This is a genomic window from Shimia sp. R10_1 (assembly GCF_017744095.1).
Classification (GTDB): domain Bacteria; phylum Pseudomonadota; class Alphaproteobacteria; order Rhodobacterales; family Rhodobacteraceae; genus Shimia.
In genome coordinates this window covers 211898-224576 of sequence record NZ_JAGHQX010000001.1, presented here as the reverse complement: position 1 = coordinate 224576, position 12679 = coordinate 211898, and the positions used below count along the sequence as shown (strand labels likewise).

Here is a 12679-nt window from a genome sequence, read left to right as displayed (position 1 = left end):
GCTCATGTTGTTTCAAAGAATTGCGGCTATTCTCATCAGCCTCTTGGCCTTCACATCCGCGCTCCATGCGCAGACGGAAGCCTTCGGAAAACTCCGCGCCCTTCAAAGCATCACCTCTCAAGAGGCCCCCAAAGAAGTTGGCGTTGGCGTTTTCATCGATCAAATCACCTTTGTGGACCAACAGGCGGAAAATTTCGGCGTTGTCGGCACATTGTTTCTACAGGTGGACTATCCCGAACTGGCTTTTGATCCGGAAGAACATGGGGCTGAATACAAAGTCTACAGCGCAGAAGACTTCGCCGAAGCCATTTTAGAAACCGAAACTTTCCCACCCTATTTCATTTTCCGAAATCAACAGGGACGCCGCTTCACGCAGCAATCAACAATTGTGGTCTCTGCGACAGGCACCACACATTACGCCGAACGGTTCACCGCAACCTTCCAGGCCCCACATTTCAACTTTCGCAGGTATCCCTTTGACAAACAGGTGTTTTTTGTCGAAGTCTCCTCTCTTCTCCCCAGCGAATTTGTAGAGTTTTACCCGCTGGAAGAAAAAACAGGCATGGGGGATCTTCTGGGCGAAGAAGAATGGATTCTGGCCAACCCCAGCATCGCCGCCAGCACTGTCGCCGGGATTGGCGAACGGGATACCTCGATGGTGGCACTGCGCTTCACGGGCAAGCGCCACGTGCAATATTACATGCTGCGCATCATGCTGCCGCTGGTCATCATCCTCTTTGTGACCTGGGCCACGTTCTTTCTGGAAGAATACCGCCGCCGCATCGACATGGCCTCCGCCAATCTGCTGGTGTTCGTCGCCTTCAACTTCGCGATTTCCACGATGCTGCCAAAGCTCGGCTATTTGACCTTCATGGATTCCCTGCTCGCAGGCATGTTTGTCATCACCGGCTCAACAGTGCTTGTGAACATCATGCTCCGACGCATGAAAACCACCGGCCGCGAGGCGCTGGCACGCAAGATCGACACCTATCTGGTGATCTGGGTCTACCCGATCCTGCACGGCATTTTCCTGTTCTGGGCCGTGAAGTTCTTTTTGATCTAGCGTCAGCTCAGCGGCGAAAACGGTACAATCTCATAGCTGCCGTCTTTGTGAAAGCGGCAGAAACTGCCCGGCGGCACCGCTTCCCAGCCCTCTTCGGCGGGCACCAATGGCTCACTCACCACCGCGCGGCCACTGCGGCTGTCGCTGATTTTGTGATAGACTGTGGGTGCGCGGTCATCTGAAGCATAGCGGATCGCGTAAAGCGTCTCGCCATCGGAAAAGGCTGTGGCCAGTCGCATATGTGGCGTGCTGCCCCGTTCGCGGCTCATCCGTTCCAGAATGCCCACAGCAATTTCCATCGCCTCGCGTGGATTGTCCTGCAAGCCTTCGGTCAGCCCGAGGAGAAACAGCACTTCGCTGTCCGTTGCGCCTTTGCGCTCTTGATAAAGCTCATCCGGGATCAGCATATCCGCGCGGCGGCGGAAATTCTCAAATCCCCCGATCTGCCCATTGTGCATGAAAGACCATTTGCCCACCGCAAAAGGGTGGCAATTGTTGCGGCTGGTGGCAGTGCCGGTCGAGGCCCGTACATGGGCCAGAAACAGCTCCGATTGCACCTGCGCGGTCAGGGAGCGCAGATTGGGATCAGACCAGGCCGGATGGGTGTCGCGGTACAGCCCCGGTTCCGGGCGGCTGCCGTACCAGGCCAGACCAACGCCATCGCCATTGGTCTGGGTTTTGCATTCCGTTGCCTGCATACTTTGCTGGATCAGCGAGTGATCTGGCCGCGTGACGAGATCTTCAAGATAACAGGGGTGCCCAATATAGGCGGCCCAACGACACATCTGGCCAGTCTCCTTACTGTCAGTCGGTGGTCTCAACCACCATCAATTCGCGCTCACTTGCGCCGCGCGCATGGTTCAGTGCTTCTTGGTATTCCGGGCTGTGATAACAGGCCACCGCCGCGTCCACATCCGGGAACTTCGCCACCACATTGCGGGGGCGCTCCTTGCCCTCAAGCTGCACAAATTTACCGCCACGCGCGATGAATTCGCCGCCATGTTTGGCAATCGCAGGGCCTGCAAGCTCTGCGTATTTTCCATAGGCCTCCGCGTCGGTCACGGTGACATGTGCAATCCAAAGTGCGCCCATCTGGCTCTCCAATCCTGTTGTTCTGCCCGACACTCTAAGCGAATTGCCGGGCAGTCCAAGTAGAATTTGACCAAATGGTCAGCCTGCGATCACCGCTTCAGCAGCCGCAAAAGCTTCGTCTGCTTTGGAGGCATCTTTGGCACCGCCCTGCGCCATATCCGGACGGCCACCGCCGCCCTTGCCGCCCAATGCGCCCACGGCCGCGCGCACCAGATCCACAGCGCTCAGGTCGCCTTTTAGATCATCGGTCACGCCCGCAGCCACGGCCACTTTGCCATCGGTGTCCGCAATCAGCAGAACCGCACCGCTTTCGAGACGCGCCTTATGCTCGTCAATCAGCGGTGGCAGGTCTTTGCCGGACACACCAGAGAGCACCTGTGCAAAGAATTTCACACCGTTGATCTCTTTGGCTTCCGGGCCAGCGCCTTGACCAGCCCCACCAGACATGGCCAGCTCACGACGCAGGATCGCCACTTCGTTTTGCAGCGCCTTACGCTCATCCAGAAGCGCTTTCACACGGTCCACGATGTCAGCAGGCTGCGCCTTCAGCGTGCCAGCCACCTCGGCCACACGTTTGGCTTCACGCTCCAGATGCGCAAACGCCACCTCACCGGTCAGCGCTTCAATCCGACGCACACCCGCAGAGGACGCGCTGTCAGACAACAACACAAACACACCGATATCGCCGGTCTGTTTCACATGGGTGCCGCCGCAAAGCTCCAGCGAATAGGTATCGCCATTCAGGCCTTTGCCGGTGTTTGCGCGGCCCATAGAGACCACACGCACCTCATCGCCATATTTCTCGCCAAACAGCGCCTGCGCGCCCATTTCGCGGGCATCATCCGGGGTCATGATCCGGGTTTCCACCGCGGTGTTCTGACGAATATAGGCGTTCACCTCGAGGCCAACTTTGGCCAGCTCTTCCGGGCTCAGCGCCTTGTTGTGGCTGAAATCAAAGCGCAGACGGTCATCCGCGTTGAGCGAGCCGCGCTGCGCCACATGTTCGCCAAGCGCATTGCGCAGGGCTTCATGCAACAGGTGGGTCGCCGAGTGGTTGGCACGGATCGACGTGCGGCGCGCATGATCCACGATCATCGCAACAGGATCACCCTTGGAAATCGCACCACGTGTGACTTTCACCTTATGGGCAATCAACTTGCCATCAGCGAACTTCTGAACATCGGTGACATGGGCAAGGTGATCACGGTTTTCCAGACGCTCGACCAATCCATGGTCCGCAACCTGACCACCGCTTTCGGCATAAAACGGCGTCTGGTTCATCACCAGCCAGCCTTCTTCGCCATCCGCCAGCGCATCCACAAGCGCGCCGTCTTTCAGCACGGCCTGCACCTGACCTTCGGCGGTCTCGGTGTCGTAGCCCAGGAACTCGGACGCTCCGTTGTCTTCGGCAATATCAAACCAGATCGCATCTTCGGCCACATCGCCGGAGCCCACATGGGCCGCACGCGCTTTGGCTTTCTGCTCTGCCATCGCTGCGTCAAACCCATCGGTGTCAACCTCGCGGCCCTTCTCGCGCAACGCATCCTGCGTCAGGTCGAGCGGGAAGCCATAGGTGTCATAAAGCTTGAATGCCGCTGCACCAGACAAAGGTGCGCCCTCCTCAAGACCACCAAGTTCATCATCCAGCAGCTTCAGACCACGGTCCAATGTCGCCTTAAACTTGGTCTCTTCCTGCTTCAGCGTCTCTTCAATCAACGCCTGCGCCTGTCCCAGCTCCGGGTAGGCTTGGCCCATCTGCTGCACCAGAGATGGCACCAGCTGATGCATCACAGGATCTTTGGCCCCGAGCAGGTGCGCATGGCGCATCGCGCGGCGCATAATACGACGCAGCACATAACCACGGCCATCGTTGGACGGCATCACACCATCCGCCATCAGGAAAGAGGTAGAGCGCAAATGGTCCGCAATCACGCGGTGGTGCACGTTTTGGTCGCCATAAGGATCGGTCGAGGTCACATTGGCGGAGGCTTCAATCAGCGCCTTGAACAGATCGGTGTCATAGTTGTCATGGCTGCCCTGCAGCAACGCGCCGATCCGCTCCAGCCCCATGCCGGTGTCAATCGACTGCATGTCCAGCGCCTTCATCGAGCCGTCTTCAAACTGCTCGTTCTGCATGAACACCACGTTCCAGATCTCAATGAAACGGTCGCCATCTTCCTCAGGGGAGCCGGGAGGGCCACCCCAGATGTGATCGCCGTGATCATAGAAGATTTCCGTGCACGGACCACAGGGGCCAGTTGGCCCCATCTGCCAGAAGTTATCAGAGGTGGCGATGCGGATGATCCGCTCTTCTGCCACGCCCAGCTTCTTCCAGATCTCAAAAGCCTCGTCATCGGTGTGATAGACGGTGGTGTAGAGCTTATCCTTCGGAATGCCGAATTCTTTGGTGATCAGCTCCCAGGCAAACGGAATGGCGTCATCTTTGAAGTAGTCGCCAAACGAAAAGTTGCCGAGCATCTCAAAGAAGGTGTGGTGGCGCGCGGTATAACCCACGTTGTCCAGATCGTTGTGCTTGCCACCGGCGCGCACACATTTCTGCGACGTGGTCGCGCGCTGATAGTCGCGTTTTTCCACACCGGTGAAGAGGTTCTTAAACTGCACCATCCCCGAGTTGGTGAACATCAACGTCGGGTCATTGCGTGGCACCAACGGGCTTGAGTCTACAATCTCATGGCCCTGTTTGGCAAAGTAATTCAGAAAGGTCGACCGAATGTCGTTTAAGCTGGCCATGGGGGTCTCTCAACCTGTGCGTTTCGATATCGAAGCGGGTTTATAACCCCCACGCCCGCCTGTCCACATGTCAAAGCCCGCTTAGCGGAATTGGACTCATATCTGGTCGATTTTCCGCATCACATCACCCGTCCGCACAACACCGTCCTGTTCAATGCTGCACAAAATGCTGCGCAAACGGTATTTACGATGTTCCGGCGCGCGCACCCAGTCATACACATCGCTCCCGTATCGCGCCTTCCACTTCACGCAGCCATCATTGAACACCTCAGACACCCGCAACACAGCGGTGCCCACCGACAAAAGCTGCCCCTCCGGCAGGTTCTCTTCGGTCATGTCCAGATCGGCGGCAAAAGTGTCTCCGGGATGAAGCACGTCCTCATCTGGCGACCACACCAGATCGAGCACCCGTTTGGGGATCACACAGACCTGAATGCCCGGATGGGGATCACCTGCCTCGGTGCGGATCCAGGGCTGTGTCATCCACCGCTCACCGGGAATGCCCTGTGCCTTGGTCAGGGTGATTTCATCCACAAATTTGCGCGTGTTGCGTTCGGGGCGCAGGCACAAATGCGAAATGGCCGCCCCGTCTTTGGGAGCGGCCAAAACATGCGGCAAAGCCCGCATCAAATCTTCACGTGACGGGATCAATCTTCCAACAGCTCATCATCAACAGGTGGCATATCAAAATCCAACCCATGGGCCGCACGGATCTTATCTTCGATCTCAAGCGCCATACGGGTGTTTTCCTTCAGGAAGGTCTTGGCGTTCTCACGCCCCTGCCCGATCCGCTCATCCCCGTAGCTGAACCAGCTGCCGGATTTCTCCACCACGCCAGCCTTCACGCCCAGATCCAGCAGTTCCCCCATTTTGGAGATGCCTTCGCCATACATGATGTCGAATTCGACCTGCTTAAATGGAGGCGCCACTTTGTTTTTCACCACTTTCACGCGGGTCGCGTTGCCAACCACCTCGTCGCGGTCTTTCAGCGCGCCAATGCGGCGGATGTCCAGACGCACAGAACTGTAGAATTTCAGCGCGTTACCACCGGTTGTGGTTTCCGGGCTGCCAAACATCACCCCAATTTTCATCCGGATCTGGTTGATGAAGATCACCATGCAGTTGGAGCGCGCAATCGAGCCGGTCAGTTTCCGCATCGCCTGGCTCATCAAGCGCGCCTGCACACCCACGTTGCTGTCACCCATATCGCCTTCAAGTTCGGATTTCGGCGTCAGCGCCGCAACCGAATCGACCACAACCATGTTTACAGCCCCAGACCGCACCAGCGTATCGGTGATCTCAAGCGCCTGCTCCCCGGTGTCGGGCTGTGAAATCAGCAGCTCGTCCAGATTGACGCCAAGCTTCTTTGCATACTGCGGATCCAACGCATGTTCCGCATCCACAAAGGCGCAGACGCCGCCTTTTTTCTGCTCTTCTGCAATGCAGTGCAGCGTCAGCGTGGTCTTACCGGAGCTTTCCGGACCATAAATCTCGATGATCCGACCCTTAGGCAGACCGCCAATGCCCAACGCAATGTCCAGACTCAGGGACCCGGTCGAAGTCGCCTCGATCTCTTGTGCAGGGTTGTCGGCACCCAGCTTCATGATGGAGCCTTTGCCGAACTGCCGCTCGATCTGTGCCAAAGCGCTGTCGAGCGCCTTCTGTTTATCCGGGGATGAGGATTTCTTGGAAGTCATTGTCAAAAGATCTGCCGTTGCCATTTTGCTTGGTTCCTTATTCCACACCCGCACGCGGGCGGCAATCACTGCCTGTGTTCACCTCTTGTTCTAACACCTTATGAGATCAAAAGGAGAACAAATCAATAGAAAAGAATGAGAACATCTTCCGTAGAAGCTGGTTAACAACTAGTTTACGGATCAATAATAAGTTGAGACAAACCACAGCGAGGCCGCGCAGATGCTTGTTTTCTGGAACAAAAAACTTGTGTTCCTATCGGTGCCCAAAACCGGCACAACCGCGATCGAGGCGGCCTTGGCCCCTGTTGCGGACATGGTGATTTCGAATCCCCCCGAGCTGAAACATGCGCCGGTTTATCGCTACAACCGCTTCTTCCGCCCAATGTTTGAACGCGCCTGCAACCGCGATGACATGGAACTTATGGCCGTCATGCGTGAGCCTGTCAGCTGGCTCTCCAGTTGGTACAGATACCGCCGCCGCGACAGTATGCGGGGCCATCGCAACGCTACACATGATGTGAGCTTTGACGAATTTGTGCAGGAATACATGAAGGGCGACAAGAAAGCCTCCTTTGCAAATGTCGGAAGCCAGGCCAAATTTCTGGAGCCGCGCCCCAATGGTGTGCAGGTGGACCACCTCTTCCGCTACGAAGACCAAGCCAAATTGCTGATCTTTCTTGAGGAACGGCTGGGCCAAAAAATCACACTGGAGCAGCGCAACAGCTCACCGGCGATGCCACTGGATCTGCCGGAGAAGACGCTCGCAAAACTGCGCCGCAAATGCGCCGCAGAGTTTGAGCTTTACGAAAGTCTGTCCTAGCCGTTGATCCGCGCTTGCACAGCTTCCGTCAGATCTCCAAGCGAAAACGGCTTGGGCAGGAAGCTTGAGTTTTCAATGCGCGATTGATCATCGGAAAAACTGTCTTCGGCGTAGCCAGAGACAAAAATCACCGGCACATCAGGGTATTCTGATCGTGCCTGACGCACCCAGGTTGGGCCATCAATGCCCGGCATGATCACGTCGCTGACAAACACATCCACCTTCGGCTGCTCTGCCGCAAGCAGCTCAAGCGCTTCTTCCCCGCTCGCCGCCTCAAGCACGGTGAAGCCGCGCATCTTCAGCGCCCGCGTCGCAAAAGAGCGCACCGGCGCTTCGTCTTCCACCAGAAGAACTACGCCGCTGTGCTCAACAACGGGCAAGTCCGGGCGCGCATCGTCAAGCTCCGGAACAAACTCTTCGGCGGATCCAAACGCCGGGAACATCAGTGTAAATGTCGTCCCCACGCCTTCTGTACTGTCCACAAAGATAAAGCCGCCGGTCTGCTTCATGATGCCATAGGCCGTGCTCAACCCCAGCCCGGTGCCTTCCCCCGTACGTTTGGTGGTGAAGAAGGGCTCAAACACTTTTTGCAATTTATCTTGTGCAATTCCAATACCTTGGTCAGCAACCTTCACCGTCACATATTTGCCGACAGGCACGACAACGCGGTCACGCTCCAATGGTTGATCCAGTGTCACCTCTTCTGTTGTGACCAGGATTTCACCGCCATCCGGCATCGCATCACGCGCATTAACAACGAGGTTCATCAAGACCTGTTCCAATTGGCGTTTGTCCGCACGGATGGATGGCAGAACAGGGTCGTTGCTCAGCGACAGCGCCACACGTTCGCCCACCAACCTATTGAGAAGATGAGTCAAATCCGCGAGTATGTTACGCAGATCAAGCACTTCAGGCCGCAGGTTCTGCTTGCGCGAAAAGGCCAACAGCTGCCCAACCAGCGCAGCGGCGCGATTGGCATTCTGATTGATCTGTATAAGGTCAGCATAATCCGCATCCCCTTGATCATGGCGCAACAACAACAGATCGCAATGCCCTGAAATTGCAGTTAAAAGATTATTAAAGTCATGTGCAACACCACCCGCCAGCTGGCCAATGGCCTGCATCTTCTGGCTTTGCACGAACTGTGCCTCCAAAGACTTGAGCTCCGTGGCATCGCTCAGCACCGCGATAAGTGACCCCACGCCCCCTTCCGCAATCCGGTTGAGGCTGACCTGCACAATCACCTCTTTGTCGTCGCGCTTCAGACGCAGGAATTCGCTTTTCTTAACCGATTTGCCCTGAGCGGTCTCCACCAGCCAATCACGTATCGAGCGGCCAAGCCCCTCCATCAAATCGCTCATCACGGTTTCAGAGGTGATCTCAAGATGAATGAGCCCCCGCGCGGCCCGGTTGGCCAGCACTACACGGCCTTCAGGCTCAATCTTCAAAATCGGCACGGGCAGTTCTTCAAACTGCATCGTGCCATCACGTGTCACAGGCGTGTCGCTTGGAAGCAGATAAATTTCGCGGCGCCCGGCAGTGGCATCAAACTGGGCCACCATACACTGCTGTTCACCATTGGATGTGTACACAACGCTCGCGTCACGTGGCTGCTTCACCTCCGGCCCAAACACATCAACCAGCGTTTTTTTGCGTTCGCCAAGCAAACCACGCGCAGCCGCGTTCATGAACAAAATCGTTCCAGTACGTCCAGCCGTCAGCATAGGCAGTTTCGGCATGCCTGTCGCGGCAGCGCCTTCTTTCGCCGGATGCGTTTTTTGCAAAACCCAAAGCAGCAATCCCGGCGAAACCACCTTAACTTTAAGACTTAACGTATTGTCACGAATTATTAAATCACCTTCAAATGATCCGTCTTCCAGACATTTTGTAATGGCTTCCTGCGCTTTATGCTCCGCATCCAGCACATAGCCGGCCAACGCATCTTCAATGGTCGGACGTGCCTGAGAGCCCGCCTGTGCCGCCTCATTGGCATAAAGCACGCCGCCCCGCATATCTGACACATAGATCTGATCAGTGTCCTGTGCATACAACTGCGCCAACAGGTTCACCGCCGCACGGCGACCAGACCGCTGCTGCACCGACATAAGCATCGTCACACCACTGGCAAAACCGGTCAATCCACTCGCCAAAATCATGCTCAGACGCAGCAGACCGTCGTCCAAAAGGAACGCTGCCCCCACCATCGCGACCGCTGCGATCGCTAAAATTCCAGCATGGTGAGACGGGGCCGCTTTTGAGGGAGAATGCACCTTCGCGGCATCGGTCTGAGTGGACACGTGAACACCTATAGTCATTTGTTGTGGTTAATATGAATATATTAACCTTAATCGCAGATTAATGGTGATCGTAAACCGACGCTGTTTCGCTATTTTTTGCGAAGAACCGCGCCAAAGAACCCATCGCCACCATCTTCAAATCCAAATTGGCGCACCCACTCTGTTTCCCAGCCGGGGTGGCGCTGATGAAATGCCGCAACCTGCGCTTGGTTTTCCGCTTTCAGAAAGGAACATGTGGCATAGGCCAGAACGCCGCACTCTGCGACCAGGGCCTGCGCCTTGTCCAAAATGTCAGCTTGGGTTTGCAGCAGCGCGTCCAGATCATCCTGCTGAAAACGCCATTTTGCATCCGGCGTGCGCCGCCAGGTGCCACTGCCCGAACAAGGCGCATCACACAGCACCAAATCATAGGGCGCGTCTTTCTGCGGCGCATAGGTAAGAGAGACCTTCACACCTGCCCGTTGCGCACGCTCAGGCAAATCCGCCATCCGGCGCGGGGCAGCATCATGGGCATGAAACTGGCCAGTCACACGTCCGGCCATGGCCAGGGTTTTGCCGCCACCGCCGGCGCAATAGTCCAGGACTTTCATGCCTTTGTTCAAAGGCAACGCAGAAACCATGGCCTGGCTCGCAGCATCCTGCAACTCGACCGCGCCGCTCAGATAAGGCGCAGCTTGCCGAATGCGACGTGCCCCCTGCGTGACCTCAAGTGCAGTCTCCACAAGACCAACAGGCCGTGTTTCAATCCCTGCCGCCGTGAGCGCCGCCTGTGCATCCGCCACCGAGGATTGCGCCAGATTGACTCGCAAAAACACCGGCGCCCGTGCACGCATCTGCGTCAAAGTGGTCTCATACGTCGCGCCAAGGCTGTCTTTCAGCGGCGCAATCAACCACTCAGGTACATCGGCAGGCAGGGCTCCCTGCGGCGCAGTGGACGCAGCGATCTCTGCCGTACTCAAGGCTTCCGGCGCATAGGCAGCCCCAGAAAACAGACCGTCCAGATCCACCTCTTGCGCCCGAAGAACACCAACCATCAAGGCGCGCCCGCTCAGTCCGCCGCCCAAATGGGCTGCAGAGTTGCGCTGACGCAAGGCATCAAACACATGATCGCGAATGGCTGCCCGGTCCTTGGACCCGGCAAACCGGCTGCGCCGCGCCCAGCCGGTCAGTGCTTTTTCCGCTGGCGCGCCTTCAAGGATCTGATCCAGAACCTCAATCGCCGCCTGAACGCGCGCCGCAGGTGTCATCAGCCGATCCGATAGTTAGGGGCTTCGCGGGTGATCTGCACATCATGCACGTGGCTCTCTTTCAGCCCCGCACCGGTGATTTTCACAAACTTGCAGTTCTTGCGCATCGCATCGACGGTGGCATTGCCAGTGTAGCCCATCGCCGCACGCAATCCGCCCACCAGCTGGTGGATCACCGTGCCCGCTGGGCCTTTGTAAGGCACCTGCCCTTCAATGCCTTCCGGCACCAGCTTGTCGCTGGCCGCGTCTTTCTGGAAGTAGCGATCGGCAGAGCCACGCGCCATCGCGCCAAGGCTGCCCATGCCACGGTAGGATTTGAACGAACGGCCCTGATAGAGGATCACCTCACCGGGGCTTTCATCCGTGCCCGCAATCATCGAGCCGACCATGGCACAGCTTGCGCCTGCCGCAATCGCCTTGGCGAAGTCGCCGGAAAATTTGATGCCGCCATCCGCAATCACCGGCACGTCACCGGCGGCGGTCGCACAATCATCAATCGCTGTCAGCTGGGGCACACCCACACCGGCCACCATCCGCGTGGTACAGATCGAGCCCGGCCCAATGCCCACTTTCACCGCATCCGCACCCGCATCAATCAATGCACGTGTCGCGTCGCCCGTGGCCACGTTGCCCGCAATCACCTGCACAGCATTGCTCTGCGCCTTGATGCGTTTCACCGCCTCAATCACACCTTCAGAGTGGCCGTGCGCCGTGTCGACAACAACAATATCAACCCCTGCGTCAATCAGCATCTCAGAGCGCGCAAAGCCGCTGTCGCCCACAGAGGACGCCGCCGCAACCCGCAAACGGCCCAGATCATCTTTACAGGCGGTTGGGTTCAGCACGGCCTGCTCGGTGTCTTTCAGCGTCAGCAAACCGGTCAGCTTGCCCTGCCCATCATGCACCAACAGTTTCTCAATCCGGCGCGCGCGCATCAGGCTCTTGGCCTCTTCCAGATCCGCAGGCTCTGCTAGCATCGCCAGATCATTGGTGGTCATCATCGCATGAACAGGCGTGTCATCGCTCTGGGCAAAGCGCATGTCGCGGTTGGTCACGATGCCCACCACACGGCCTTCTTCGTCCACCACCGGGAAACCGGTAAAGCGATAGCGCTCAATCAGCGCCTTGGCATCTGCCAGTGTCTGGTTCGGGGTCAGCGTGACCGGGTTGTAAACAATCCCGCTCTCAAAGCGTTTCACCCGGCGCACTTCGCGCGCCTGCGCTTCCGCATCAAGGTTCTTATGGATCACGCCCATGCCGCCCGCTTGCGCCATGGCAATGGCCATCCGGCTTTCGGTCACTGTGTCCATCGCGGAGCTCAGCAACGGAATGTTCAGATCAATGCTTTGTGTGACCCGAGTGCGCGTATCCGCCGTGGCGGGCAACACCGCCGACGCAGCTGGAACAAGTAGAACATCATCGAAGGTCAGCGCCTCACGAATCTCCATCGCAAATCTCCTTTGGGGAACCTCGTTTGGCACGTCCCTATCGCATGCCCTTTTGTTGTGGAAAACCCCTAATCCTGCTTTGCCCCTTTTATTGCGTCGATTGCTGCGCCAACGCGCGCAATCTGCACAGCAAAGCGTGCGGCGCAAGGCAGACCGCCGATTGCCGCCCAGATTGGCTCACACCCATCCGCTCCGCGCAGTACGCCACCCAGATGACGTTTTCTTTACCACAATGCCGCCCCGCGACACTTCTACGCCGCTTAT

Annotated in this window: 10 protein-coding genes; 2 read left to right on the top strand and 8 right to left on the bottom strand. The window is 57.3% G+C overall.

What is annotated here, in order from left to right; all coding sequences use genetic code 11:
* Window positions 1-4 precede the first annotated feature (4 nt).
* A complete protein-coding gene (locus J7413_RS01000) occupies window positions 5-1063 on the top strand; it encodes a hypothetical protein (RefSeq protein WP_209095571.1) in 1059 nt (352 codons plus the stop codon).
* Window positions 1064-1065: 2 nt separating this feature from the next.
* Here J7413_RS01000 and J7413_RS00995 read toward each other — a convergent pair whose 3' ends face one another.
* The 5 genes from J7413_RS00995 to recA form a co-directional block, all read right to left on the bottom strand.
* Window positions 1066-1848 carry a class II glutamine amidotransferase gene (locus tag J7413_RS00995; RefSeq protein ID WP_209095569.1) on the bottom strand — a complete coding sequence of 261 codons (783 nt, stop codon included), beginning with the start codon at window positions 1846-1848 and terminating at the stop codon, window positions 1066-1068.
* A gap of 19 nt (window positions 1849-1867) precedes the next feature.
* Entirely contained in the window at window positions 1868-2155 is a 288-nt protein-coding gene (locus J7413_RS00990) for a DUF1330 domain-containing protein (protein WP_209095567.1), read from the bottom strand.
* Window positions 2156-2233: 78 nt separating this feature from the next.
* Window positions 2234-4906, bottom strand: a complete 2673-nt coding sequence (gene alaS, locus J7413_RS00985) for an alanine--tRNA ligase (RefSeq protein ID WP_209095565.1) — start codon at window positions 4904-4906, stop codon at window positions 2234-2236.
* A 96-nt stretch (window positions 4907-5002) separates the two neighbouring features.
* Window positions 5003-5557 (bottom strand): hypothetical protein, encoded by a 555-nt coding sequence (locus tag J7413_RS00980; protein ID WP_247743273.1) that lies wholly within the window; start codon window positions 5555-5557, stop codon window positions 5003-5005.
* The gene (recA, locus tag J7413_RS00975; protein ID WP_209095563.1) at window positions 5554-6627 is read right to left on the bottom strand and encodes a recombinase RecA; all 1074 of its coding nucleotides are present in this window, start codon (window positions 6625-6627) and stop codon (window positions 5554-5556) included. The genes J7413_RS00980 and recA overlap by 4 nt, the downstream gene beginning before the upstream one ends.
* A 196-nt stretch (window positions 6628-6823) precedes the next feature.
* On the opposite strand from recA, the gene J7413_RS00970 reads away from it, so the two are divergent.
* Entirely contained in the window at window positions 6824-7423 is a 600-nt protein-coding gene (locus J7413_RS00970) for a sulfotransferase family 2 domain-containing protein (RefSeq protein ID WP_209095561.1), read from the top strand.
* Here J7413_RS00970 and J7413_RS00965 read toward each other — a convergent pair.
* From J7413_RS00965 to guaB, 3 genes are all read right to left on the bottom strand, one after another.
* Entirely contained in the window at window positions 7420-9720 is a 2301-nt protein-coding gene (locus J7413_RS00965) for an ATP-binding protein (protein WP_348538706.1), read from the bottom strand. The two genes, J7413_RS00970 and J7413_RS00965, sit on opposite strands and share 4 nt — an antisense overlap.
* Before the next feature lie 89 nt (window positions 9721-9809).
* The gene (locus tag J7413_RS00960) at window positions 9810-10967 is read right to left on the bottom strand and encodes an RsmB/NOP family class I SAM-dependent RNA methyltransferase (RefSeq protein ID WP_209095559.1); all 1158 of its coding nucleotides are present in this window, start codon (window positions 10965-10967) and stop codon (window positions 9810-9812) included.
* A complete protein-coding gene (guaB, locus tag J7413_RS00955; RefSeq protein WP_209095558.1) occupies window positions 10967-12415 on the bottom strand; it encodes an IMP dehydrogenase in 1449 nt (482 codons plus the stop codon). The genes J7413_RS00960 and guaB overlap by 1 nt, the downstream gene beginning before the upstream one ends.
* Window positions 12416-12679: the final 264 nt, after the last annotated feature.